The sequence below is a fragment of the Pseudomonas sp. RC2C2 genome, from assembly GCF_018390435.1.
Lineage (GTDB): Bacteria > Pseudomonadota > Gammaproteobacteria > Pseudomonadales > Pseudomonadaceae > Aquipseudomonas > Aquipseudomonas donghuensis.
Map to the genome: position 1 here is coordinate 3,677,041 of NZ_JAHBAX010000001.1, position 25,589 is coordinate 3,702,629.

Below are 25,589 nucleotides of genomic sequence, written 5' to 3' on the forward strand. Positions count from 1 at the left end.
GCGGGCTGCTGTTGATTTGCCTCGAATTTCGTACAGACCCTAATGCTGTGCACTTAAAATTCAATGTTATCCAGCAGCTCTTGAAGCTTGACCGGATCCGCAATTCTGCCAAAGTAATATTCATTGCCACCAGTTGCCACCAGTTCTTCAGGAGTGGCCTTCCAGTAAAGCACATGGTATTGCTCATCAAAAACATCCTCTAACGCACCACCATCTTCATAGCTTGAAATTCTAATATATGGTCCATATTCAGAGTGGATATGAACAATTACGCGTTGACCAGTTGTCAGGTCTTTCATGGGGTCACCTCACCAGCTAATAATATTAAACCAATCCAACTCTTCCTTGGTAGGTGCACGCTTCGTCCCTTTACTATCCACTTGAGGTAATGATGTAACCAGACATCACGCCTTCGTTGACACCCTTCCTCTTTTCCTCATCAACGAGCTGACTGATTTCCGGCTTTTCAGATATCAAGCGTTTGGCAATAACTTCACACTGCGGCAAAGATTTCTGACATAAAGTTCCAGTCTCGTCGTTTCTACGAGCGTCAAGCTCAGCATAGCGCTCTTGCACCTCCAACCGCCAAGCCTCAGTCTTCTGTGCATCGATTACTCGCTGTATCTCGAGGATTTCTCGGTGGTAAAGGTAGTTGTAGATCGTCCCGCTTTGCGCAATTTCTGACCCGACGCCTAGATCACCATCAACCGCAGTTTCCGCAACAACCCCGGTCAACTGCGAAAGCATCACGTGAACGTTGTCATTACCCCGAGCAACCGCTGCCAGCCTATTGCTCATTGCTTCGTTCAAACCGGCAGCCATGGCCCCGGTCTTGAAGTCGCTGCCGGTTGCCTCCGCGAGCAATCCGCCCATGAGCGCGTGAGCAAAGATCTTCGGCACGCTGCCATTATCGAACTTGATGGTGCGGTCGCCGACAAAGTTGAAGCCGGTGGCCATCGCAATGGTGCTCGCCTCGCCAACCAACGCCGAGCCGAGGTTGTCACCAAAACTACCGCCATTGACCGCCGTTGAAATGCCGCTGGAAATAACCGCATGGGTTCCTGCGCGAATTTGGTGTTCGCTGAAGGAGAACGCGGACCGTCCGACGATTTACGCCTGCGCTTCGAGGCCGTCGCCATATGCCCGAAGCCGAGAAGTCGGTTATCAAGGCACTACTTGATGGGATGATTCTCAAGTACCAGGCATCGCGAATCATAGGGACGGACAGCGGTAATAGAGCCAGCAGCTAAAGAAAAAACGCAGCTACAGCCACCGTATACAAGCTATAGTCGTTCAAGCGCCGGGGATGGGGCTCATCGACGTGTATGCCGCGCTCATCCTGGGTTTCGCGTACTCGCCAGACGTTCACGTCCACTATCAGGAGAGCGTGCTGCGCATCAAGGATGGATTGCCCAAGCTGAAGGATGTCCCCAAGGAGTTGGGCGGATCGGGCATCAGCATGGACGAATAGAGCTAGCAAGGTACGTTTGCTGATCCCAACTTGTTTGATCGTCAGAACATCCTTCAAATAGGCAGACGGATCATGCCCATTGACCCGCGCCAGCGCGGTTTCTGACCGTAGCCATCGTCAAACGTACTGCGCCAAAAATGTGCCAAGGTGGTTTGTTTTTCGATTGTACGTAAATTGACGATCTGCACGCTCAACCAGCCCCGACCAAGGCAGTGATACAACCACCGTCGCTACGTTAAGATGCGAGCGGGTCGACCAGGGAGGTACACATGACCATCAGTTGGACGTGGACTGCAAAAGACAAGGCCGAGGCGGTACCGTCTATTGGTGATCAGTACATTTCCATGGACGAAAACGTTTTGTGCCTGCGCAATCCCATGCCTGCGGATTCGGCGTTCATGGCAAAGATGTTCTCTGCCACGATAGTCATTACCCTACTGCTGTGGGTATGGATGTTCTGTGCCGTGATCAATGACACGCCATCCGCTGAAGTCTGGGTGCTTTTCATTCCCCTGCTCATGCCGCTGGGCGTTTCGTTGTTCCTTTTTTACCGAATCCACTTGATCAGCAGTCAATCGAACTTCTATTTCAATCGCCGCACCCAGAAGATCTACTACCTCAAGGGCAAGACACTGCTTGTCGGTGACTGGGGGAATGTCAACGCCGGCATAATCGGGCGAACCGAGTTTTCCGGCCGATCGTTCAGTAGTACTACTTCATTAATCCTGAATGCATTCGATAGCCTTCAAGACAGCCTGCAAGCCCGGCAGAATGCCAAATCCTGGGCACCCACCTATAGCATCTGCATAGACAGCAATGAACCCAGCGATCCACGGCCGATCTTCGTTGCTCAGGTGTGGGAATACATTCGTCAGTTCATGGCCCATGGCCCGGATACACTGCCCGTTCCTCAAGAACCCCACTGGTGGTCTGTACCGCATAACGCAATCTGCCTGACACCCCGTCAGGCATTGCGTCATTACGTGCCTTGGCGCACGGGAGAGCCGGGGGAAGAGCAGGGCAAGAAATGGTGGCTGATGCCTCTCTGGTTGGTGTTCTTCCCGTACAACGTCTTCGTTGCGCTTTGCTGGTGGATGACCTGTCGTCTGTTGCGCGTACGTCCGGCGGCGGTACCGCAACAAGCGTTTGAAGGTGAGCCCGGTACAGCAGCGGCCATGGACCTGACAGCCAGGACTCTTGCGCCCTAGCGTTTTGCCGACAGGCTGGTGTAGCGAGACGTTGCTATGCATGAGCAAGCCCTTGAATTGCAAGATTCAGGGGCTTTTCGTTTCTGCTGTTTGAGGTAGGGCAATTATGCCACTACGCCGCGCTTTACTTTTTCTGACGCCAGAATACTATCAACCACCATTGGCCCAGGCCTGAATTCAGCGTGCTTTACAGCACACGTGCCTTTATTCGTTCGAAGCAATCAGAGAAAACATGATTACCATCCAAGAGCTCAACGACTTCATCAGCAATCCGGAATTGAATGACAGTATCGGGCAGGTCTGGGCCTTGATCGGCCAGCACTTCGAACAAGCGCAGGCGACCCTGCCGGCCGAGCAGGCAATGCCGCGCCGCGAATTGTCCTTTCATGATCATGTGCGCCTGCTGGGCTATCTGTCTCTGCTGATTGCCGAGGTGCCGGGTGATGTGGTGGAAATCGGCGTGTGGAAGGGCAAGTCGCTGGTGCTGATGAATGAGGTGTGCAACCGCGAGCGCCGCATCATTGGTATCGACCCGTTCGCGCTGCCAAACCAGTTCGAAGAGTTCAGCCACTACAAGCAACTGATGTTGCCTAATGCCGAAGTGATCCGCGGTTTCTCGGAGCTGTGTGCCGAGCGCTTCTACAGCCTCGCACCCAAGGTCGCGCTGTTGCATATCGACGGTGGCCATGCCGGCCGCAACGTGTTGCTGGACTTCCTGCTGTACTCACCGAGCGTGGTGCCTGGCGGCTTTATCGTGTTCGATGACTATGGTGATTTCCAGCATTCGCCCGAGGTCGGACCGGCTGTTGACCTGCTCAGGGCCACGGGCTACTTCAACGGCTTCCATGTACTGGGCTGTGTGCATGGCTTCGAGAACAGTTACGTGCTTCAACGCATGTAATCGATCCAGGCGGGTGTGCCGTGCTCAGGGCTGGCACACCAGGCGCTGTCGCTCATAGTTCAGCGCCTTGTCGCGCTCAGGCAAGTTGTATGGTGCGCTGCACTGGCGCTCCCCCCATTTGATTGTCAGGCTGCCCTGGTCTTCTTCCAGTAGAACCAGCGCCTTGCCGTTGGGGTCGGAAATCGCCAGTTGTTTGCCGCTGGCATCTTCCAGTGAAGCGCCGAACGGGATCATCCCGCCCTGTTCGTCGAACAGCTCGAACTGTACCCGCCGCCCGCTCTTGCCGGTGTAGCGGGCCACCACCACGGCGCCACGGCGTGGCACCAGTTGCTGGGTGGCGTTGTCGATTTCGATGTCACCGCCCAGCTCGCGGGTGTCCAGGCTGATCCAGTTGACCCGGTAAGGTTGCGCGCTGGGGATCACCGCGTAGCCGTTGTGCCCGGTTTCGACACCGCTGTAGCTGCTGATCTTGGCGCCTTTGACCCCGGGCACCTGGGCCAGGGCGAAGGTTTCGCCGACGGTCTGGCCCAGGTTGATGCCGCCTTCGTGGGCGACCACGGATCCGGCAACGTTGAGGTTCTGCGAGTCGTAGCCGCGGCCCTGGCTGTAGCCCAGGGTAATGTCGGCCACCGAGGTGCGGGTGTTGAGGTTGGCCGACGCGGAGTTGCCGCCGGAGCTGCTGTTGCCGCCCTGTACCGAATAGAACGTGTCGCTGGTCTCGGACAGGTAGCCGTTGACGCCGACCTGGGTGCTGTCGCCGCCTTTTTGCGTGCTGGTGGTGATGAATGCACGCGGCGCGCGGGCGCGGCTGCCCAGTGGGAAGGACACTGACAGGTTGAGCTGGGTATCGCTGCTTGAGCCGCCAAAACCATCGCCCAGGTCTTTGCTGCGGGTGACGCCGATGTTGTAGCTGGCTTCGCCCCAATTGTTGCTGTAGCCGGCCGAAAAGCTCTGCGAGCCGCCGCGGTTCCAGTAGCGCTGGTCGCTGGCGTTGACGTACAGGCTGCCCAGTTCGCGGTTGCGGCCCATGCTCTGGTTGATGGTCAGGTCGGTGCGGGTCTTGGAGTTGCCCGGGCGCCGTTCGAGGTCGCTGCTCAAGTCCTGGACGTGGTCGGTCAGGGTGCGGAAACCTTCGGTGGAGTAGCGGTACGCGGCCAGCGTGAAGTTGGTGTCGGTGCCGGTGAAGGTCTTGGCGTACAGGGCGCGCACACTATTACCCTGGGTGGTTTGCCCCTGTGCGCGGCTGCTCGAGTGGGTGACGTCGAATGACACGGCGCCCAGCGCAGTGTTCTTGCCGGCGCCCAGCGACAGCGCCTTGTAGTTGTCGCTGGCCTGTACACCGATGATGCCGGTGAGGTTGCTGCTGATGCCGTAGGCCAGGGTGCTGCTGAGAATGTTCGGCGTGGCCATGCCGTCGGTGTTGCTGTTGTATTGGCCGGCCGAGACGCTGTATTTCACCTGGCCTTCACGGACCATGATCGGCAGGCTGGAGAACGCCTGGGTGGTCACCCGGCGGCGACCGTCGGCTTCGATGATGGTGATCTGCAGGTCGCCGTTGGAGCCGGACGGGTAGATATCGCTGATCTCGAACGGCCCCGGTGGTACGCTGGCGGTATACAGGATGTAATTGTTCTGGCGGATCTCGACGGTGGCGTTGGTCTGCGCCACGCCACGGATGATCGGCGCGTAGCCGCGTTCGCTGTCGGCGCGCATGCCTTCGTCGGACGCAAGCTTCACGCCACGGTAGCGCACGCTGTCGAACAGGTCGGTATCGCTGAAAATATCACCGGCGCTGAACTGGCCCTTGATCGCCGTTACGTCATGTTGCAGGTAGCTGCGGTTGCTCTTGAAGGCGCTCGGGCGGCCGGTGCTGCTGGTGAAGTTCGACTCGTTGCGAAAACGCCAGGCACCGAGGTTGATGCCGTTACGCAGGCCCAGGTTGTTGGCGATGCGGGTGTCGGTCTCGCCGGCGCTGCGGCTGCTGTTGAACTGGTAGTTGATAAACGCCGCAGGCACGCCGTCGTCCCACAACGCGGGGTCGACGTAACCGCGAATACCACGCTGCATCGCCACTTGCGGTACGCTGGCCGCCAACTGCAGGCGGGCGGCGTCATAACGCAGGCTGGCCTGTTCGATCATGGCGGGCAGGTCGTAGCAGCTTTGCGGGGCGTTTGGGTCGAACTTGCCTTGGGCCTGCAGCTTGTTCATGTCGATGCCCAGCTGTTGCAGCAGTTCCAGGGTCAGGCAGGGCTCGACGCGGCCGGTGGCCGGGTTGCGGTTGAAGTCGACGTCACGCCGGCCCACCAGCACTTCGTTGCTGTACAGGTCAACCCGGTAATTGCCCGGCAGTACGCTGTTGGCCGACAGCAACAGTTGCAGGTCAACCGACGACGGCGCGCCTTGCAAAAAGGTGGTGTTGAAGGCTTCCAGTTGTTGTGCATCGCTGGCGTGCTGTTCGGCCAGGGCCGGCAGCGCGGCAACTACCGCCAGCGACAGGGCGCTCAACTTCAACAGGCTGGCAGTTGCAGTGTGGGCGCGCAGGCGTTGGCCGGCGCAATGAGTTGGCCTGTTACCGGAAGAAAAAGACATGCAAAGGAACCTGTATCATCGTCAATGACGACTGGGCGCGGCGAGGGGCGCAATCACGCGCAGGATTAAAGCCTTGGCCTCAATCGTTATTGTTTCGTCGGCGCTTCGGCAGCAGTACTTGCGTGGCCGCTGGACAGTGTCGCGGTGTACTGACTTTGCGCACCGTAGTCATTGATGCTGGAGAACATCAGGCGCACGTTGTTGTCGGCGCTTAGCGATTTAACCGGGAACGTTTTTACTTCACCGGGCGCCACCATGGTCGAATCCACGGCCAGCTCGCTGTGTTTGCCCGCCTCAAGTTTTATATCCGCCATCGACACGTGATACAGGCTCGGATTATTGACCTGCAACAGGGTCTTGCCGCTTTGGCGAAGCAGTTGCCATTGCAGTTCGGTCGGCGCCAGCAGGGCATTGCCTGGCAAGCCGGCGGGGCGGAAGAAAATCTTGATGCGCTGGCGCACAGCCAACTGCAAGGTGTTGGCCGCTGCCGCAGCCTGAGGGATTTCCTGTACGTTGAGCCAGACCACCGACTCTTTGTCGGCGGGCATGCCCGTGCCTTCGTACAACACCCGCAGCAATTGCTGTTCACGGGCGAACACCCGTGCCAGTGGCGGGGTGACGGCAAAGGGCACGCTGCGCTGGGTATCGTTGTCGTCGACCCAGGATTGAATCAGCACATCCTGGTTGCCATTGCGCACGGTGACGTTGGCTTCCTTGTGGTTGCCATCAAAGACAATACGCGTGGCACTCAATGAAATACTGGCCATGGCCTGGCCGGCCATGAGCATGCCGAGCAACCCCAGGCATGCGGGAATAGAACGACGCAACATGGTGTGTACCGTTTGATTCAGGGCTTTTGATTCAGCGTCAATGGCGAGGCCGGGCGGCCTCGCACATAGCAGTTCAGGCGCTACGCGTTATTCGTATTGCAGGATGAACGGCAGGGTGGCGTCACCGCGACCGGCAGTGGCGGTGCCGGCTGCGCCAGTGGTGACGTAGGCGGCGGAGAAGTTGAGGATCGCGTCGCCACCGGCAGCACTGGTACCGTGCATGTCGCTCTGGATCTTGGCGGTGGTTTTCGAGCTCAGGTCGATCAGCGCGCCGTTGCTGTCGAGCAGGGCGATACCGACGTTGGCTGCAGTGCCGGTGCCTTTGGTCAGGGCCAGGACTTTCTTGCCGGTGACCAGGCCCGAACCGCCGCTGGCAGCGTCAAAGATCATCGAGACTTTGGTGCCCAGGTTGCAGTTGACGTTGAGGTTGAAGTCTTTACCGGTCACACGGCCCGAGGATGGGCTTTCGGCGGTGCCCATGTCCTTGATCGACACAGTGCCCATATCGACGGAAATCACTCGGTCGGCGTTGGCGCCGTCAACCGAGCAGGCGTCGTTGTTGATCACGCCGGTGAAGGTGATCTTGCCGCTGCCACCTTGAACAGGGGTCGGATCGGCAGCCAGGGCACTGCCGGAGGCGGCAATGACGGACAGGGTGATAAGGGCCAGTGAGAACTTCTTCATGGTGATGTCCATTTGTATTGGTTGGAAAGTGCTGCATGAAAATGCCAATACACAATAGGCCGCGGGGTGTTTGCCGAACATCAGACGATTCTTATAAGGTCTGTGCTGAAGAAGTGGCGGCTACTTGCGCAACAAAGCCATTGTCGACGGATGACGTTGTTGCCATACCGGTTAGTTGAAGATGCTGCGCTCCAAACAATAAGTCAGTAAATCCTGATCACTATTAACCTCCAGTTTGCGCATGGCCGAAATCTTTTGCGCGCTGATGGTTTTGGCACTTCGGTTCTGGCTGCGGGCAATATCGCTAACACTTTTACCGGCAACAAACAGGCGCAGTATTTCGAACTCCTTGGGTGACAGGGTGGCGAACCGATCCTCGATCGCCGCCGTGGTTTCGATGACCGAGGTTTTCGCCGGCTCCAGGCTGCGATACTGGCTCTGTTGGGCAACGGCCTTGAGTGCCAGCTGGATTTCCGTGTGCAGCTGGCTCTTCTGGATTACCCCGACCACGCCCAGCTCATGCAGGCGGGTGAGAATCAGGTGGTTGGAGATCATCGTCAGAATCAGCACCTGCAACTGCGGAAAGTGCCGTTTCAGGTAATCGACCAACTTCAGGCCGTCGCCGTAAGGTGAATCGGCCGGCATGTTGTAGTCAGTGATCACCAGGTCCACCGGTTGTTGCTCAAGCAGTTCGATCAGCCCTTTCGAGCACACGGCCTCGCCGACCACGCAAAAACGTTCGTCACGTTCTACCAGTTCGCGCACGCCAAGCAGCACGATAGGGTGATCGTCCGCGATGATGACTTTGAGTTTGTCCATAAAGGCCGTCCGTAGTACCGGTATAGAGGGTTAGAGGGTGTCCATACGGCCGCAGGTAAGCCTGATTGTTGTTACTCGAGCGCATCCACAACAGCGGCAAGTCGGCTCAGTATCTGCTGCACTTTCAGGTTCAGGGATGCATCGAGCGCCCCGCCTGCCAGCTGACACTCCAGCGCCGTGCAGTGTTCGGCCAGGTTGATGGCCTGTACCGCGCCCAGGGCACCGGCGATGCTGTGCAGCCTTTGGGCAACGATTCTACCGTCACTTTGTTCCAGCGCGCAGCGGATCAGTTGCAAGTCATCGCGCATGGTGCTGATAAACAGCGGGCGCATCTTCTCGGAAAGCTGCAGGTTATCACTGGCCTGGACGGCTGCGGGGGCGGTGAGGGTATCCGGCTCGACCCTCGCGGCGGCGCTGTGCAAGGCAGGGCGACAGAGCTTGAGCAGATGGCCGCGCAGGGTTTGCAGGCTCAGCGGTTTGACGATCCAGGCGTTCATGCCCACGGCAATGCAGCGCATGCCTTCTTCGCGCATGGCATTGGCGGTAACACCGACAATCGGCAATTGCGGGTCATGCTCGCGCAGGGTGCGGGCCAGTTCATAGCCGTTCATGACGGGCATGTTGACGTCAGTCAGCACCAGGTCAAAGACCTCGGGTTGCCACAGGTGCAGCGCCTGTTCACCATTGCTGGCCACCACCGCGGTGCAGCCCAGGGCCTCGAGTTGCTCCTTGATGATGGCCTGGTTGATCGGGTTGTCTTCGGCCACCAGGATGCGCAGTTGCAGGTTGTCGGCCGGTTGCTCCGGGGTTTGCTGCTCAGCCAGCGGCTTGCCTTGCCGGGCCAGGGCGACCGCCGCGGCGATTGCGTGCACGCTGTGCAGGTCGACGTCCCAGCCCTGCGCGCTGTATTCAGGCGGGTTGCGCCCGCCCGCAGTGCACAGCACCCGTGGCCCGGGCCAGGCCTGCTCGGCGGCGGCCGGCAGTGCATCGACCAGAATTGCCGGCGCATGTTTGGCTTCCAGCGGCTGCGGCGCCAGCGTGGCAGGGACGCCCAGGCGGACAAGCCAGTCGAGCAATGATTGCGCCAGTTCCTGTACCGGCGCGCGCACATATACCGGCACTGTGTAGGTGACGCCTGGCGTACTGGCGGTCGCTTCGGCTGGCAGCACCGGCAAGCTCATGCGCAGGGCAAAACTGCTGCCCAACCCGGGTTCGCTGACCACTTTCAACTGCCCGCCCATCATTTCGCTGAGCCACCAGCAAATCGGCAGGCCCAGCCCGGCACCGCCTTCGCTGCAGGCATCCTGGACCTGATAGAACAGCTCGAACAGCTTGGCCTGCTGCGCCGTGGAGATGCCGATGCCGGTATCGGTGACCTGCCACTCCAGGCTGACACTGGCGTCTTCGTGGGCCAGCACCCGGGTGCGCAACACCACGCGCCCGGTGTCGGTGAACTTGATGGCATTGCTCACCAGGTTGTTGAGGATCTGGCGGATGCGCATCGGGTCGCCCAGCAGGCGCTCGGGCAGGGTGGCGTCGGTGCAGGCATAGAGCTGCAGGCCCTTGCGCTGGGCGAAGGCGGCATAGGTGTGCAGGGTATCTTCGATCAGGTCCAGGGGGCAGAACTCGATGGCCTCGATGGCCATCTGCCCGGACTCGATCTTCGACACGTCAAGTACGTCGCTGATCAGTTGGAACAGGGTCGCCGAGGAGCGCTGGATGGTCTGCAGGTATTCCTGCTGGCGTGGCTCCAGGCGGGTCAGGCCGAGCAGTTCGAGGGTCCCGAGTACGCCGTACAGCGGGGTGCGGATTTCATGGCTCATGGTCGCCAGGAACAGGGTCTTGGCTTCGTTGGCGGCATCGGCGGCGCGTCGGGCTTCTTCCAGTGCGGTGGCATCCTCGATGTGCCGAGTGATGTCGTTGAAGGCGTACAGGCGTACGTCCTGGCCCTGGTAGCGGGTCGAGACAAAGCCCACCTGCAGGTGACGGCCGTCGATTTCCAGGTGGGTTTCGCCCGTTTCACCCTGGTCGTGGCGGTGTTCCAGGGCATTGATCAGCTTGGCGCTGCCCGGCGATTGCTGGGCACGCTGGTTTTCCACCAGTACCTGGTTATCGGTGCGGCGCACCACGCATAATCCGGTGGGCGCGGTATCGATGACCACGCGGCTGAAGGCTTCGCTTTCGGCGATACTGGCATGGGCCTGGCGGGCCGGCAGGATCACTTGCCGGCGGTACCAGCGGTTGGCACCCCAGCCCATGGCGATGACCCCGAACAACAAGGCACCAAGGCTTGCCAGTGGCCACAGGGCATAGCGGAAAAAGCTGCTGTAGTTGAGGGCATAAATGGCGGTCCAGCCCGGGCCCGCGTGGTTGACCAGCTTGAACACCAGGCCTTCGGGCTTGAAGTTGATCCCTTCATGCAGCGGCGATTGCGGCCACAGCGATCCAATCAGCACCTGGCCGGAAGGCGCCACCAGGGTGAAGTGGTCATAGATCGACCATTCCATGGTGCGTTCGTAATCATTGGCCTGGGACAGGTCTAGCACGCTGGCGATCATCACCTGGGTGTCGGCGCCTTTGATGTGTATCTCGTCTGCGGCCAGCTCGATGCCGATATACGCCAGCAGGCGCGCCGGGCCAGGGCTCTCGGCGCTCGGGCCATAATGCTGCCAGCAGACCTCCCCCTCGTTGAGCAACTGATGATCGCGCGGCAGGCGGTCGACCACGGTCTTGACCATGTCGATGAAGGTTTCATTGAGCGGTACGGTCTTGGTCCGTGAATGGCCGGCGGCCGGCACGGTAATGTCGAAGTTGCCGTGCTGGTTGAACAGAAATACATGCGGCGACTGGTAATGTGAAGTCGACCAGAAGGCACTGTAGAACGTCGCCAGGTGCACGCCGAGGGAAAAGATCTTGGCATGTTCGCTGGCGGCGATTTTTTGCGGGTCGATTTTTGCGCTGAAGGGCATGGAGTAAGAAAACGCCTGGCCCTGATAAATATTCGGGCCTTCTTCCGGCAAGGCTTTCAACAAGCGAACTTCGGCATTCTCGCCCTTGAGCAACTCGCCCTGGTGGCTGCGTTGCGCCAGGTTGCGCAAGAACACTTCCTGCTCGCGGATGTTTTCCATCAGCCGGGCAAAATGAAAGCGCACGGTGTCGTGCTCCTCTTCGACCAGGCGCTGAAACGACCAATAGCTGGTGCCCACCAACAACAACGCCAGCCCGAGCAGCACCATCATCCCTTTGTTCAGGCGCAACGAGCTGCGGGTGAGTTTGTCCAGCAGGGCGTTGTCGTGCTTCATCAGGAACTTCCGCAATAACGGTAATGTAGGTGGCTGGATGGAGTTTACCTCTGCTGGCAATTAAAGGCTGCGCGGCACATCAATAGAAGGTTGCCGGCCCGTCATGGTTCAGCAGTTGCTGGAACTGCTCGGACGACACCGCATGTGAAATCAGAAAGCCCTGGGCCTGGGTACAGTCGATCTTGCGCAACAGGGCAAGCTCCTGGGGCGTCTCGACGCCTTCGGCGACCACGGTCAGCCCCAGCTTGCGGCCCAGGGCGACGATGCTGGTCAGCGCCGAGGTCATGCCTTCGTTTTCATGGCAGCCCTGAACCAGGGCGCGGTCGATCTTCAGTTCTGTGAAGGGCGTGGAGACCAGGTTCATGTACGAGCTGTAGCCCTTGCCGAAATCATCCTGCGACAGGCCGAAGCCCTTGATGCGCAGGCGGCAGGCACCGGCGTAGAAGTTGCTGATGTCCTGGGGCACCGAGCACTCCATCAGCTCGAAGCAGATCTTGCCCGGGATGCCCTGGTGATGCAGGACGAACTCCAGCAGGCGGTCAGCCAGGTCATGGCTGTTGAGCAGGTGGGTTGGCAGGTTGATCGATACCGGAATGTCGTAACCCTGCTGGCGCCAGCGCGCCTGGGCGTGGATGGCCTGCTTGAGCATCAGCCACAACAGGCGCTCTTCCAGCTCGAAGGTCTTGAAGGCCGGCAGGAACGAGCCAGGCAACAGCACGCCTTGCTCGGGGTGCATCCAGCGCACCAGGGCTTCGGCGGCGACGATGCGGCCATTGCTGAGGGATTTTTTCGGCTGGAACCAGGCCTGGAACTGGCCGTTGCTCAGGCCGTGAATCAGCGCCTGGTAGTCGAACTGCGCCACTGCCGGCGGTACCTGCGGCGCACTGCGGTTCTTGCCGCCGAGCTGTTCGGTGAGGTTGCGCAGGGCGGCCGGCTTGACCGGCTTGGAGATCAAACCGATCACTTCTACGCCGAGGTTCTTGGCCACCAGGCTTGCGGCCATCAGCATGCGCTTGGAGGCGGCGCTCATGATCGCCAGGTCCGGCTTGCTGCGCAGCCTGGCCAGGCCCTGGATGAATTGCACGCCGTCCATGCCCGGCATCAGCAGGTCGGTGAGCACCAGGTCGAAGTCACGCCGCTGCAGGTGTTCCAGCGCTTCCTTGCCGTCCTGGGCCGCTTCGAAATGGAAATCGCCCAATTCGCTGAACAGGTGCTGCAGGTACATGTGCTGGAACGGGTGGTCCTCGACGATCAAGATGTTATAGGGCTTCATGGGAGGTCTCTTGATAAGGCGCCAGATAGTTGAACAGGGCCCGCAACGCGAAAGGTTTGACCAGGCAATGGTTCATTCCGGCAGCAAGGCACAGTTCTGCTTCGCCGCGCATGGCATTGGCCGTCGCCCCGATGATCGGGATCGAACAGCCTTGGCGGCGCAGCTCTCTGGCCAGTTCATAGCCATTGAGTTTGGGCATGTTCACATCGGTCAGGACCACATCGAAGTGCCCGTTTTTCCACAACTGCAGGGCTTCGTTGCCGTCCCCCGCCAACTCGACGGTGCAGCCGAGCTCCTCAAGCTGATCACGCAGGATGAGTTGGTTGATGATGTTGTCTTCGGCCACCAGGATGTGCAGGTCGAGCTTCTGTATTTCGCGCTTTTGCGGGTTATCGGTGCGGGCGATCCACAGTCCCTGGGCTTGTCTGACGGCCTGGTATAAGGCGCTCAGGTGGTTGAGATTGACCTGCCAGCGACCGTCTTCGAGCTGTGGCTCGCAGCAACCGTGGGCGCTGGCCAGGATCAGCGGGCCGCTCCAGTCGGCCACCAGCGGCTGTTCGGCGCTGCCAGGGTGCAGCTCCAGCAGCAGGCAGCCGCTGGCTGAGTCCGCGGGCGTCGGCCGCCCGACCTGGGCACGTGCGCCCCAGCGGCGCAGCCAGCCGCTGATCGACTGCGCCAGTTCGCGAATCGGCGAGAGCACATAGATCGTCTCGGGCAACAGGCCGCCCTGGGCGGGCAGGTCGGTGCTGGCCGACGCTTCTTCCAGCGGCAGGGTCAGGGTGAAGCTGCTGCCCAGGCCCAATTCACTGACCATGCGCAACTGGCCGTTCATCAATTGGGTCAGGCGCTGGCAGATGGGCAGGCCCAGGCCGGTACCGGCCACCACATTGGTGTTGCCTTCGGTCTGGTAGAACGGCTCGAAAATGTACGCATGGTCTTCTTCGGCGATGCCCTTGCCGGTGTCCGACACTTGCCACATCAGGCTCGAGCGTTCGCCATCACGGTTGATCAGCTTGACCCGCAGCACCACCCGGCCACTGTCGGTGAACTTGACCGCGTTGCTCAGCAGGTTGTTGAGAATCTGCCGGATCCGCGTCACATCGCCGATCAGCCGTTCCGGCAGTTGTGGATCGAAGCAGGCATACAGTTGCAGGTCTTTGCCCAATGCTGCGGCGCTGTAGCCCTGGATGACTTCGTGAACCAGCTCCAGCGGCGAGAATTCGCTCAGTTCCAGCGCCAGTTGCCCGGCTTCGATCTTCGACACATCCAGTACGTCGCAGATCAACTGCAACAGGGTCGCCGAGGAGCCCTCAATGGCATGCAGGTAGTCGCGCTGCTGGGCATCGAGCTGGGTCCGCGCCAACAGTTCCAGGGTGCCCAGTACGCCGTACAGCGGGGTGCGGATCTCATGGCTCATGGTCGCCAGGAACAGGGTCTTGGCCTCGTTGGCGGCATCGGCCGATTGCCGCGCCTCTTCCAGCGCCGCTTCCACCTGCTTGCGTGCACTGATGTCGCTGAAGGCGCAAAACAGCACGTCTTCACCGTTGTAGCGGGTTGGGGCGCTGCTCAGGTACAAGTGACGGCCATCGGCGGTGGCAAAGTAGTCAGTGCGTTCAGGTTGCTGGCTGGCGAAGGCCTGGTTGATCCAACCGGCACACAGCACATCGCGCTCCAGGCCGTCCCCCAGCCATTGTTGTGCCAGGGTGTTTTCCAGCACCACCTTGCCGTCCGTACGGCGCAGTACGCACAAGGCCACGGGCGCGGTCTGGATGACATCGCGGCTGAACGCCTCGCTTTCGATCAGGGCCTGGATGCGGTTGATCGCCGGGGCAATGAAACGATGCTCGATGCGGCGCATCAACAGCAGGACCAGGGTCACGGTGAACAGGCAGAACAGCAGCGAGCCGACCAGTTGCTGCCACAGCCCGGTCATCACTGCCAGCAGGTCAATCGAGTACACCAATTGCCAGTCCGACGATTGCAGGTGTTTGCGGATCACCAGGTGGTCGGGTATCCAGCCGTCGCCGACAAAGCCGAAAAAGTTTTCGCCCTTCGAGTTGAGCAGCATCTGTCCCAATCGTGTGTCGTGGCTGTTGGTGAACACCAGCATGCCTTCGGAGTTGAGCATCATGAACTCGCCGGCGCTCTGGTCACTGAGCGCAGTGGACACTTCGCGGCTGTCCATCTCCAGGCCCAGCCAGCCCGACTCGACGTCACGTTCATCAAGCCGGATGAAGATGTACAGGTACGAACGTTGCTCGGTCTGGTCGGTCAGCCACAGCTCGGCGCTGGGTGACGGGTTGTTGTCCTTGAGCGCCTGCAACTGTTCGAGCATGCGCGGCGAGAACCCGGGTACGCCGGGGGCGGAGTTGTACAAGCGCCTGACTTGCGCGTTCGGCCCGGTGTCGACATACAGCAGGCTGACCTGCTTGTCCTTCATGTAGTCGCGCATGCGCTGGGTCAGCCAGATGCTCCAACGGTTGTCGGTGGTGCTGCCCAGTTGCAGGTGCACTTCTTCGGTCGATGGCAGGTAGACCAGGGGCTTGGCCTGCTTCGACTTGCGCACCGCCGACAGGCTCAGGCTTTCCAGCAAGGCTTCGCGATTGGTGAAGAAGGTGTGCGCTTCGGCAATCGCGCTGCTCATGTAGCCGCGACGCTGGGAGATGTCGTTGTTGAAGGTGAACAACAGAAAGTTGTACACGCCGCTGAGAATACCGATCAGCAACACCACGGCGAACAAGCGCAGCAAGCGGCGGGCGGCTTCGGGGCTGGAAAGAAGGGGGCTGATTTGCAGCAGGTAGCTTTTTAATCTCATCCGCGGACTCTAGTGAGTCGCGTGCGCTACAGACATCAGACGATCCTTAAACATAGGCGTTGTCGACCCTGTTGGCCAGCCAGGCGCCGCTCATTTACCCGGTTCTGCGACCTGCTTGGCAAAGTGCGGCTTTGCCTATCAGACAATCCTTAAACAATGCGCCGTCTGGTCGACACTCAAGGTATCAACCGCTATCGCAGGAGTGTCGGCATGAACGGGAAGTATGTTGCTATCGCTGCAGGGTTGCTGTTCGGCCTGAACGGGGCCTGTGTGGCCGCCACGCCGGTCGCCCAAGGGGTGATCAATTTCACCGGCAGTATTGTCGAGTCGCCGTGCACGCCTTCGACCCAGGCCGGTGCCTTCAACCTCAACGATTGCCCGGCGCAGGTGCGGGGTACCCGTATCGGCCTGCAGCGGGTTGACTCGCAAGCGTCGGTCAGTGCGCCCGATCAAACCCCGGTCAACGTCAGGCTGGTGGCCGATAGCGGCAAGGCCGGGCGCTATTATCACCAGCAGTACGCGCTGGTGGATGCTGCCGGCAAGGCGGTCAGTTCCGGCGCCTACCTGATCACCCTGACCACGCCTTAAGCCTTCGGCGTAAGGGCGTTTGAGAATTGTCTTAGAGTCTGCGCCCACGACCAACGGTAACCTTGCCAATACTTCAGCGAGTCGCAGTGTCTATAAAGACTCGCGGAGCCCATCTGTCAGGTTTACCGAATGTCAAACACAGCATTGCGCATCGTCATCGCTGATCGGCAGCAGGATCAGCGCAGCAAGATAGAGAACATGCTCAACCGCCTGGGGTATTGCCGCGTTGCCCACTTGAGTAGCTTTCAAGCGTTGCAGGCGGCTACCCGGACGCAGGGCACCCCCTTCGACCTGTTGATCGTCAACACGGTGCTGGTGCCTTCCCGGCAGTTCAACCTGTTGAAGTTCTGCCACGACAACCCGCGCATCCGTCATGCGCTTATCTATGAAGGGCAGCGCGCCGACTCTTCGCAGGTGTCGGTGCCCGTCAATGGCAGGATTCAACTGTGCCTGTCACAGGCACCGGACTTCGATTCCATCAAACGATGCCTGCACAGTGTCGATCCGCTGTTTGCACGTTAATCACTGATCCCGCTCCCCCGCACGCCCTTTTTTTTTCAAACGCCAACTGGTAGCGTGCAGCACCTCGCTGTATTGCCCGATCCCTTTCGCCATCGTTGCCTGCCCAGGGCAGACGTACGCGGGTATCCGTTGGCCCATCAAGGGCGCCGGCGCAGGACGCATCGGGCGATGCACAGTCATTCGCAAAGGGAGTTCACAATGACGCAAAACAGCACCGTGCTGTCCGGCATTCAGCTGGATCAATTCATGGACCGTCTTGAGGTCGAGCATCAGGAACACGGTGCCGATTACCTGCTGAGCCAGCTGCGCGGCCAGCCGCTGAAGGCTGCTTCGCTGGAATCGATCGACCGCCTGCACGTGCTGTGGGTCAACGCCGGTGACGTCGATGCCGCCAGGGCGGTACTGGCCGAAGACGGTCAGGCGCTGCTCGAGGCCTGCGCTGACGACGCGCGCAACGAACTCAAACTCAACCTGCTGGTTTACCAGATGCGCCTGGCCAACTACCTCAAAGACGAGGAGGGCCTGCTGCAGGGGCTCGACAGCCTGCAGCAACTGAGCAACGAGCGGCTCGATTTCGACGTCGAGCAATACCGGCGCTATCGCATCTTCGACGAGCTCGAACACACCACGCTCGACGTCGCGCTCAAGGCCATCGAGGTGCGCCACACCCTGGCGCTGATCAACCCCGGGCGCCACGCCCTGCGGGCCTGGGACGATGCCGACCAGCACCGGCGCCGGGCCCGGGTGCTGGCCGCCCACGAGCAAGACGAGCAGGCCCGCGAGGCCGCCTTGAGTGCGATTGCCGCCTTGCGCACCGCAGGCGAGGATCAGGACGTCGACGCTAACGACTGGCTGTGGCTGGGCGACGCGCTGATCGAAATCGTGCCGCTGCGCCTGGCGATGTTCGAGCAGCCCGTCGTGCAGTCGATCGCCGAGTTGTCGCTGCCCCGGCGCCGCGAGTGGGAAGTGCGCCTGGCGCGGCTGGCCGCCCGTGCATTGCAGGCCCAGGGCGACCTGCCCGGGGCCCTGAAGATCTGTGAAGTGGCGAGCCGCAGCCTGGACTCGGATGGTGGCGATAACTTCATTAATTTCGAATTGCCCTGGTTGCTCGAAAGCGGGCGGATCGAGGAGGCTGGGCAACGGGCGTTCATGGATGTCTATGAAATGCTCGAGCAGATGTGGCCCGGCACGCCATTCTGGATTCACGATCGGTTGCTCGAGGCCGAGGACAACTCGGTGTGGTGGCCGCTGTGCGTGATGCGCGCCTGCGACAACGCCGCTTTGCTGGAGCGCTTTGTTGCCTGCCTGCCCGAGCGCAGCGAGGCGACACCGGCCTTCAACCCGTTGCTCGAAGCGCTGCACGCGACCCGGGAGAACCCCGAACTGCGCGACGCGCTGTTTGCCCAGGCGCGCGAAGAAGCCCAGCGCCGTGCGCCGAATCACCCATGGATCACCCGCCTGGTTGCGGTGCGAGAGGGCGATGCCGGGCTGATCGACGCCAAGACTGAGCTGGCCATGTTGCAGGACGCCGTAAAAGCCGGCGGCCTGCAGGATCGACGTAGTGCCTACAGTGTGTTCTGCGCGCACGTCAAAGCCTTCGGCGTCATCGATGCCCTCAAGCAGCCGATGCCGCAACTGGCCAGTGGCATGTACTGTTACGAGTACGCCGGGTATGTCGAGGACAAGGTGGAAGAGCAGGTCAAAAGCCTCGATGAAGCCACCACGAACGAAGCCTGGTCGCTGCTGCGCTTCCTGCAGCGGGCTGCCTACGAGCAGGGCCGGGTGCGCATGGAACAGTGCTTTGCCAGCGGCAGCGGCCACCGGTATGACGGCTGCGCCCACCTGTACTCGATGCTGTGCAACAACCTGGCAATCAACTACCGCTGCTACAACGACCAGCAGATGTATGACCAGGCCCTTGAACTGCACGCTTGCGGCATCGCCGCCAGTTCGTTTGCCGAGCACTATCACGGCGTGCTCAATGCACGTATCTGCCAGAAGGATTACGCGGCTATCGCTGAGGCGGCGGAGCAACTCTGGCACTACGCGGCGGATTACGGCTACAGCCGCCATGAGCCGGATGACTACCTGCAAGACGTCACGTTTGCGCTGTATCGCCTGGATCGCGACCGGGAAATGTTGATCTGGCTGGAACGTATCTTGAAGTGGCAGGAAGAGCGCGGGGTCAGTGACAAGGACCTGGAATACTCGCCGCTGTTCGCCCGGCTGAAAGTCGCCATGTACCTGGCTCACAGCCTGCCTGAGGCGGCCACCGGCCTGTGGCAGCGTTACGCGTCGCAGGTCAACGAAAGGGACGAAAGCTCGCTGCTGGGCTGTGCTGGCGATGTGCTCAAGGACCTCGGGCGCAAGGAAGAGGCCCTGGCCTATTATCAGCGCGCCATCCTGCGCAGCGATCCGGACAACGCCGTCGACCAGAGAAACAATAAAGTCTTCAACGAGATGATCGCCGAGCTGCAGGCACCGCAAAAACCGGCAAGCAAGGCCTGGTGGCAGATATGGACGTGACACCGGAGCTGCGACAGTCCGGTTACGCCCCGCGCAATGTGCTCAATGCCGATCAGCTCAAACGCGGTATTGCCGAGCGCAGCAAGGCCCGCAGTGATGCCCCAGAGGTGAGTAAATGGTTGCTCAACCATTTCTACCGTCATCTGGTCGGCAACTTCGAGCCGGCGCGCCGGATCCTGGCCCTGGAGCAGGCCGTCGAGGTACTGGGAACGGAGCCACCGCCATGGGTGGCCAGGCACTTGAGCGACGTCGGTAAAGCGTCGCAGCAGGTGCTTGCGCCCCTGGTATGGGTCGACCCGGAGCAAGCCTCACTGCTGGCGCAGGAGGCCTTGCTGGTGGAGTTTCTCACCTCGCGCCAGGGCACTGCGCTGGCCGGCAAGCTTGATCGGATCAACTGCCCGCAGGCGCTGGCGCTGTGGGAAAAAGAACACGCGCAGATGGCCGCGCGGGTTGACCAGGGCTGGCGTCAGAGCCAGCCCGAGGCCTTGGCCACGGTCGTGACTACCGGCGAACATGTATTGCAGGAGCTGCGGCCCGACAGCCCGTTGTTGCGCGCCGAAATGGCCTTTGAAAGCTATGTGATGCGCCATTGCCTCGGCCAGTTCGCCGACCGCCGCGCCCTGAGCGGTGGCTACGGCGAGCGCTATGCCGAAGCGGTGGAACAGCGGCGCATGCGTGTGCTCAGTTTTCGCGACGGCCAGGGCCAGCCGCACATCACCATCAGCCTGATTGTCCAGGCCGACGGCACCTTGACGGTCGAGCAGGTCAAGGGCAAGCAGAACCGGCCGCCGGTCGAGCGTTACTACCAGGACCTGCTGCAGTGCCTGAATGCTCTGGGCACCGACCAGCAGACCCCCGCTGACTGTCTCGCCATCGGCATCGTGCGCACCGAGTCCGCCTGGCTGCGTATCGAAGAGGTCACTGATGCTACCGCCCAGACCCGTCTGGTAGCCCGCTACCCGCAACTGTACGAGCGCCTCGATGCACCTTCGGCCATGGTCGAGTGGCTGGTGGCCGGGCGTCAGCCGCAGCAGTTCTTGCAGGCTGCCCCGCAAGCGGTGTCGGTCAAGTACGCCACCCGGCATATCCTCAGCAAGCGCGCTGAGCGTCAGCTCAATGATCCTCTGTATCAGACCGAAGGTGTGCCGTGGCCGGACATGACGCCGGCCGAGGGCGAGGAAATCCAGGCCTGGCAAGCCCGGGCAAGGTAAGGAGAAGCGCATGTTTTTACTGATCGCGGCGGTTGTTTCAGCCTGGTTGCTGTGGCGGGCGTTGCGACCGCGCGCCGCGCCGTTGTTCAGCCAGCGCAAGCACTGGTCGCTGTTGCTGGCCAGGCCCATGGCCGATGCGATGGGCGTCGAGGGCTTCTACTCGCCGGCCTGCGATCACTTCAACGAGCAAGCGCAGAAGATCGTGCGGGCAGCGTTGCTGCACCAGGCCGGGGTTCGCAGCAACTGCGATGACGAGGCGGTGCGCGCGCACTTCAGCGCGACCCTCGAACAGCAATGGTACAGCCTCGACCTGCAGGCGCTGACGGCCAGCGATGAGCCGCGTGCGGCGATGGCCTTTGCCTGTGCGCGGGTGGCGTTTGTGGCCCGTTGCGCGCTGCTGATGCGTTGGCTCGAACCTGATCTTGCCTGGCGTGTGCTGCTGCTCAATGCGCAGCGGGCGCAAGACTGTTTCGACAGTTGGGAAGATTTCGGCAAAGCCTATAAGCTGGGGCGCGAGCAGTGGGTCGCGGCGTTTCGCGTCGACTCGCTGGGCGAAGCGTTCCATGAGCAGCATCTGCGCCAGTTGCTGGCCCCCGGCAGCGGTGCCTGGGCCGATATCCCCTGGCATACGCCCGCGGCGTTGAGCCCGGCGCTGGCGGGGTAACTGCGCGACTGTTGGTTTCAGCATCCCAGAGGGGCATTGCGATGATCGGCTTCACCTTTCGCCAGTTGGAGTATTTCGTCGCTGCCGCCGAGCAGGGCAGCGTCAGTGCGGCGGCGCGCACCAAGCATATTTCCCAGCCGTCGGTATCGCTGGCGCTGTCGCAGCTGGAGGCGAGTCTGGGCGAGAAGCTCTTTCATCGCCAGGTCAGCCGTGGCCTGGAGCTGACCCCGGCAGGGCGCACCTTGCTGGAGCAGGCGCGGGAGATGCTCAACCTGGCCTCGGCAATCAGCGGCAAGGGCGAAGAGCAACAGGTGGTGCGCGGGGCCTTGAGCCTGATCTGCTTCCAGGACCTGGGGCCGTATTACGCGCCACGGCTGCTGAGCGGCTTTCGCCGGCGCCATCCGGAAGTCACCATCACCCTGTTCGAGGCCGATCTAGCCGAGGTCAATCGACGTCTGGCCGATGGCAAGGCAGAGTTGGCGCTGACCTATGACGTGGGGCTCGATGCGCCGATCGAAAAACGCGTGCTGGCGCAGTTGACGCCTTATGCCTTGCTGCCGGCCGACCATCCACTGGCGCTGCAGGAGCGGGTCTCACTGGTGGACCTGGCCAATGAATGCCTGATCCTCGAAGACATCGCCCGGACCCGCGAATACTTCCTGTCGTTGTTCTGGGCCCATGACCTGCAACCGGCAAGCCTGCAACTGACCCAGACCTTCGAGATGCAGCGCGGGCTGGTCGCCCATGGCTATGGCGTGGCGCTGTCCTGTACCCGGCCGGTGGCCGATTGCAGCTACGACGGCCAACCCCTGGCTTGCAGGCCGCTGCTGGAAACGGTCAGCCCGCAGCCGGTGGTGCTGGCCCAGTCCAGCGCCATGCGCCCGTCGCCTGCGGCGCAGGCGTTCCTCGATTGGGCCAGCGAGCAGTTTCCGGCCTGATCAGCGGCTGACCGGATCTGCCTGGGTTGCCAGCGGTTGGCGGGCGACGAACAGCCAGTAGCCCAACGACAGCAAGGCCAGCCAGCCGATGCCCACGTACAGGGCCATGCGTGTGTCCGGGAACCAGGCCAGCACGCCGAAGATGAACAGCATGAACACCACCGCACACGCCGGGCCGACCGGCCAGAACGGTACCGGGAAGTGCAGCCTGGCGACCTCGTCGGCGCTCATGCCACGGCGCATGACGATCTGCGACAGAAGGATCATCAGCCACACCCAGACGATCGAGAAGGTCACCACGGCGGCGAGGATCAGGAACAGGTTGTCCGGGGCCAGGTAGTTGAGCACCACCCCCAGCAGCAGGGCGACGGCCATTACCACTACAGTCATCCACGGCACGCCAAAGCGCGACAGCTGGGCAAAGCTGGCGGGCGCCTGGCCGTTGTGGGCCATGCCGTACATCATCCGCCCGGCACTGAAGATGTCACTGTTGATCGCCGACACGGCCGCCGAGATCACCACGATGTTCAGCAGCGTGGCTGCCGAGCCGATCCCCAGGCCGCTGAAGATCTGCACGAAGGGGCTGCCTTCGCTGCCGATCTTCGTCCAGGGATAGATCGACATCAGCACCAACAGGGTGAACACATAGAACAGCAGGATGCGCAGCGGCACCGAGTTGATCGCCCGGGGAATCACCCGTTGCGGGTCCTTGGCTTCGCCGGCGGTGATACCGATCATCTCGACGCCGCCGAAGGCGAACATCACCACGGTGAACGAAGCGATCATGCCGCCCACGCCATTGGGGAAGAAGCCGCCATGGCTCCACAGGTTGCTCACTGCCGCCAGCGGCTCGCCGGCGCCGCCCAGCTGGATACCGAACATCAGCACGGCGGCACCTGCGAGGATCATCGAGACGATGGCGGTGACTTTCAGCAGCGACAGCCAGAACTCCAGTTCGCCAAACACCCGCACGCTGCACAGGTTCAGGGCGCCAATGAAGAAGACGATGCCCAGCACCCAGATCCAGCGCGGCGTGTCGGGGAACCAGAAGCTCATGTAGACGCCGAAGGCGGTGACATCCGCCAGGCACACCACCAGCATCGAGAAGGCGTAGCTCCAGCCGGTGAGAAAACCGGCGAAGCGCCCCAGGTACTGGCTGGCGTATTGCCCGAAGGAGCCGGACACCGGGTTGCGCACGGCCATTTCACCCAGGGCGCGCATCATCATGTAGATCGCCGCGCCACCGATCAGGTAGGCGAGTAACACCGACGGGCCGGCCAGTTTGATGGCCGCTGCCGAACCATAGAAAAGCCCGGTGCCGATGGCAGAACCGAGCGCCATGAAGCGAATGTGGCGGGTACTCAGACCGCGCCGCATGGCGGTGCTGTTTTCGTTCATCCCAGGTAACTCCTCGTTGTTCTTATTCTTGGATAGCAAGGCGCCGTAGGACACAGGCAGGGCCATTAACCGGCCAAAGGCAGGAGGCTGACAACCCGCGCGCCATACAGATTGCCTATAGTGGCGAATAGGTAATCTGTGGTTTACCGGCTGCGCGGGGCCGCCCAATACTTTTGTTCATTACAACAAGAGCGGGTGATCGCGATGAAGGCCGATATCGAACAGTTCCAGCGTGAGGGTGCCGTGGTGCTGCGTGGTGTGTTCCGTGACTGGATCGAACCGCTGCGCGAAGGTTTTGAACAGAACCTGGCCGCGCCCAGCGCCTTTGCCATCGAGAACGTCGGCAGCGGCGAAGGCGGGCGCTTCTTCGAGGATTACTGCAACTGGCAGCGCATCCCGGCGTTCAAGGATTTCGTGCTCAATTCGCCGGCGGCGGCGATTGCCGGAGCGTTGATGCAGTCACGGCAAGTGCAGGTGTTCCATGAACATATCCTGGTCAAGGAACCCGGCACCTCCAAACCCACGCCCTGGCACCAGGACCTGCCGTACTACTGTGTCGATGGCCTGCAGACCGCCAGCTACTGGATACCGCTGGATCCGGTCAGCCGCCACAATACCTTGAGCGTGGTGCTCGGCTCCCATCGCTGGCCCAAGCCGGTGCGGCCCAAGAGCTGGGCCAGCAACAAGGATTTTTATGGCGCCACCGATGCAGGCTCCGGCGAAAGTCTGTTCATGGACATGCCGGACGTGGAGAACGGCGAGTACCAGATCCTCTCGCCGGAGCTTGAGCCAGGGGATGCGGTGGTGTTCGATTTTCGTACCGTGCATGGCGCCGCCGGCAACATCGGCAGCAATCGCCGGCGAGCCTTCTCGACCCGTTTCATGGGCGATGATGTGCGCTATATCCAGCGCCCTGGGCGGACCTCGCCGCCGTTTCCGGGGATTGACCTGAAGACCGGCGATCGCATGCGCGAGGACTGGTTTCCGGTGGTGTGGGCGCAGCCATAAGGGCTGCCCGTAGGAGCGAGCTTGCCTCGCGATGCGATGGGGCAGGTAGATCGCAATCGCGGGTCAAGCCCGCTCCCACAGGGGCTACTTCAGGTGGGCGACGATCTCGTCCTTGATCTTCAGGCGTTCCTTGCGTAGCCGGGTGACCGTGTCATCGGCGGCGCTTTTGTTCTCGGCATCGACGACTTCGGCGTCTTTGCGGTTGTACTCTTCATGCAGCTGACTCAGCCGCGGGTCACTTTGTTTCTTCGCGAGAAATTGATCCTTGGTCAGATTCAGGTCTGCGAGTAAATCGTGCTTGACCGGCATTTCTTCACCTCTCCGGGGGTGTGGGGTGGAAGTCATGAACTTAGAGGATAGTCGTCTTTGCCGGGTTTCGCGGCTGGGGTAGTCTGTTGCAACATTTGCCCACCCCAGGACTTTGTGCAATGCCTCACCTTCATGTGGAATACAGCGACAACCTGAAAAACCTTGAGGTCGATCGCCTGCTGCTGCGTCTTAACCATGCCCTGGTGGGCAGCGGCCAGTTTGCTGAAGAGCTCGACATCAAGAGCCGCGCCGTGGCCCTGGCCAGCTTTCGCGTCGGCGTGGCGCCGGTGGAACGCGGGTTCGCCCACATCAAGCTGGCGATCCTCAGCGGCCGCTCGGCCGAGATCAAACGCCAGTTGTCGGCGAGCCTGCTGGAGGTGCTCAAGGACGCGCTGCCGGGCGCCCCGGGGCTGGACATCCAGCTGTGCGTCGAGGTGATCGATATTGATCGCGATTCTTATTCAAAAGTGCATCTGCCGGGGTAAACAGACGCCGGGCTGAACACAGGCTGAACAGGCGTATTAAATAGACGC

21 protein-coding genes and 1 pseudogene are annotated in these 25,589 nt (G+C 61.1%); 11 read left to right on the plus strand and 11 right to left on the minus strand.

Annotated elements, in window-relative coordinates; all coding sequences use genetic code 11:
* Positions 1 to 53: 53 nt before the first annotated feature.
* Both KHO53_RS16995 and KHO53_RS25625 read right to left on the minus strand, forming a co-directional pair.
* Entirely contained in the window at positions 54 to 299 is a 246-nt protein-coding gene (locus KHO53_RS16995; RefSeq protein WP_213570538.1) for a hypothetical protein, read from the minus strand.
* 73 nt (positions 300 to 372) lie between these two features.
* Positions 373 to 1,110 (minus strand): DUF637 domain-containing protein, encoded by a 738-nt coding sequence (locus KHO53_RS25625; RefSeq protein ID WP_349628552.1) that lies wholly within the window; start codon positions 1,108 to 1,110, stop codon positions 373 to 375.
* A 190-nt stretch (positions 1,111 to 1,300) separates the two neighbouring features.
* Here KHO53_RS25625 and KHO53_RS17005 point away from each other — a divergent pair.
* The 3 genes and pseudogenes from KHO53_RS17005 to KHO53_RS17015 form a co-directional block, all read left to right on the plus strand.
* Positions 1,301 to 1,471 (plus strand): annotated as a pseudogene (locus tag KHO53_RS17005) (GFA family protein); the annotation flags it as partial.
* A gap of 269 nt (positions 1,472 to 1,740) precedes the next feature.
* A complete protein-coding gene (locus tag KHO53_RS17010) occupies positions 1,741 to 2,679 on the plus strand; it encodes a hypothetical protein (RefSeq protein ID WP_213570539.1) in 939 nt (312 codons plus the stop codon).
* 232 nt (positions 2,680 to 2,911) lie between these two features.
* Entirely contained in the window at positions 2,912 to 3,580 is a 669-nt protein-coding gene (locus KHO53_RS17015) for a class I SAM-dependent methyltransferase (protein ID WP_010223154.1), read from the plus strand.
* A 24-nt stretch (positions 3,581 to 3,604) separates the two neighbouring features.
* Here the strand turns inward: KHO53_RS17015 and KHO53_RS17020 are convergent, their stop codons facing one another.
* The 7 genes from KHO53_RS17020 to KHO53_RS17050 all read right to left on the minus strand — a co-directional run bounded on the left by KHO53_RS17020 (position 3,605) and on the right by KHO53_RS17050 (position 15,892).
* A complete protein-coding gene (locus KHO53_RS17020; protein WP_249684329.1) occupies positions 3,605 to 6,169 on the minus strand; it encodes a fimbria/pilus outer membrane usher protein in 2,565 nt (854 codons plus the stop codon).
* An 86-nt stretch (positions 6,170 to 6,255) separates the two neighbouring features.
* Positions 6,256 to 6,999 carry a fimbrial biogenesis chaperone gene (locus KHO53_RS17025; protein WP_026001322.1) on the minus strand — a complete coding sequence of 248 codons (744 nt, stop codon included), beginning with the start codon at positions 6,997 to 6,999 and terminating at the stop codon, positions 6,256 to 6,258.
* A gap of 87 nt (positions 7,000 to 7,086) precedes the next feature.
* Complete coding sequence (locus KHO53_RS17030) at positions 7,087 to 7,683, minus strand: fimbrial protein (protein WP_026001321.1); 597 nt, start codon at positions 7,681 to 7,683, stop codon at positions 7,087 to 7,089.
* 171 nt (positions 7,684 to 7,854) lie between these two features.
* Complete coding sequence (locus KHO53_RS17035) at positions 7,855 to 8,502, minus strand: response regulator (RefSeq protein ID WP_010223150.1); 648 nt, start codon at positions 8,500 to 8,502, stop codon at positions 7,855 to 7,857.
* Between the two features lie 71 nt (positions 8,503 to 8,573).
* Positions 8,574 to 11,804, minus strand: a complete 3,231-nt coding sequence (locus tag KHO53_RS17040) for a hybrid sensor histidine kinase/response regulator (RefSeq protein WP_213570540.1) — start codon at positions 11,802 to 11,804, stop codon at positions 8,574 to 8,576.
* 79 nt (positions 11,805 to 11,883) lie between these two features.
* Positions 11,884 to 13,077, minus strand: a complete 1,194-nt coding sequence (gene pvrR, locus KHO53_RS17045; RefSeq protein ID WP_010223148.1) for a response regulator cyclic di-GMP phosphodiesterase PvrR — start codon at positions 13,075 to 13,077, stop codon at positions 11,884 to 11,886.
* Positions 13,064 to 15,892, minus strand: coding sequence for an ATP-binding protein (locus tag KHO53_RS17050; protein WP_159388229.1), 2,829 nt, complete (start codon positions 15,890 to 15,892; stop codon positions 13,064 to 13,066). The genes pvrR and KHO53_RS17050 overlap by 14 nt, the downstream gene beginning before the upstream one ends.
* A gap of 210 nt (positions 15,893 to 16,102) precedes the next feature.
* Between KHO53_RS17050 and KHO53_RS17055 the strand changes: the two genes are divergently transcribed.
* The 6 genes from KHO53_RS17055 to KHO53_RS17080 all read left to right on the plus strand — a co-directional run bounded on the left by KHO53_RS17055 (position 16,103) and on the right by KHO53_RS17080 (position 22,341).
* Positions 16,103 to 16,480, plus strand: coding sequence for a hypothetical protein (locus KHO53_RS17055; RefSeq protein WP_010223146.1), 378 nt, complete (start codon positions 16,103 to 16,105; stop codon positions 16,478 to 16,480).
* A 129-nt stretch (positions 16,481 to 16,609) separates the two neighbouring features.
* Entirely contained in the window at positions 16,610 to 17,002 is a 393-nt protein-coding gene (locus tag KHO53_RS17060; protein WP_010223145.1) for an ANTAR domain-containing protein, read from the plus strand.
* Positions 17,003 to 17,200: 198 nt separating this feature from the next.
* The gene (locus KHO53_RS17065) at positions 17,201 to 19,528 is read left to right on the plus strand and encodes a tetratricopeptide repeat protein (RefSeq protein WP_213570541.1); all 2,328 of its coding nucleotides are present in this window, start codon (positions 17,201 to 17,203) and stop codon (positions 19,526 to 19,528) included.
* Positions 19,519 to 20,739 (plus strand): hypothetical protein, encoded by a 1,221-nt coding sequence (locus KHO53_RS17070; protein ID WP_213570542.1) that lies wholly within the window; start codon positions 19,519 to 19,521, stop codon positions 20,737 to 20,739. Before KHO53_RS17065 ends, KHO53_RS17070 begins: the two co-directional genes overlap by 10 nt.
* 10 nt (positions 20,740 to 20,749) lie before the next feature.
* Positions 20,750 to 21,403: a DUF1266 domain-containing protein gene (locus KHO53_RS17075; RefSeq protein WP_010223141.1), complete on the plus strand. Its 654-nt coding sequence runs from the start codon at positions 20,750 to 20,752 to the stop codon at positions 21,401 to 21,403.
* A 41-nt stretch (positions 21,404 to 21,444) separates the two neighbouring features.
* Positions 21,445 to 22,341 (plus strand): LysR substrate-binding domain-containing protein, encoded by an 897-nt coding sequence (locus KHO53_RS17080; protein ID WP_010223140.1) that lies wholly within the window; start codon positions 21,445 to 21,447, stop codon positions 22,339 to 22,341.
* On the opposite strand, the gene KHO53_RS17085 is transcribed toward KHO53_RS17080, so the two are convergent.
* Positions 22,342 to 23,739, minus strand: coding sequence for an L-histidine transporter HutT (locus KHO53_RS17085; RefSeq protein WP_213570543.1), 1,398 nt, complete (start codon positions 23,737 to 23,739; stop codon positions 22,342 to 22,344). It abuts the gene before it with no gap.
* A gap of 204 nt (positions 23,740 to 23,943) precedes the next feature.
* Here KHO53_RS17085 and KHO53_RS17090 point away from each other — a divergent pair, with 204 nt between their 5' ends.
* Positions 23,944 to 24,747, plus strand: a complete 804-nt coding sequence (locus KHO53_RS17090) for a phytanoyl-CoA dioxygenase family protein (RefSeq protein WP_213570544.1) — start codon at positions 23,944 to 23,946, stop codon at positions 24,745 to 24,747.
* Positions 24,748 to 24,831: 84 nt separating this feature from the next.
* Here the strand turns inward: KHO53_RS17090 and KHO53_RS17095 are convergent, their stop codons facing one another.
* Positions 24,832 to 25,056: an HP1242/YdcH family protein gene (locus KHO53_RS17095; RefSeq protein ID WP_010223135.1), complete on the minus strand. Its 225-nt coding sequence runs from the start codon at positions 25,054 to 25,056 to the stop codon at positions 24,832 to 24,834.
* A 119-nt stretch (positions 25,057 to 25,175) separates the two neighbouring features.
* Here KHO53_RS17095 and KHO53_RS17100 point away from each other — a divergent pair, with 119 nt between their 5' ends.
* A complete protein-coding gene (locus KHO53_RS17100; RefSeq protein ID WP_010223134.1) occupies positions 25,176 to 25,541 on the plus strand; it encodes a 5-carboxymethyl-2-hydroxymuconate Delta-isomerase in 366 nt (121 codons plus the stop codon).
* Positions 25,542 to 25,589: the final 48 nt, after the last annotated feature.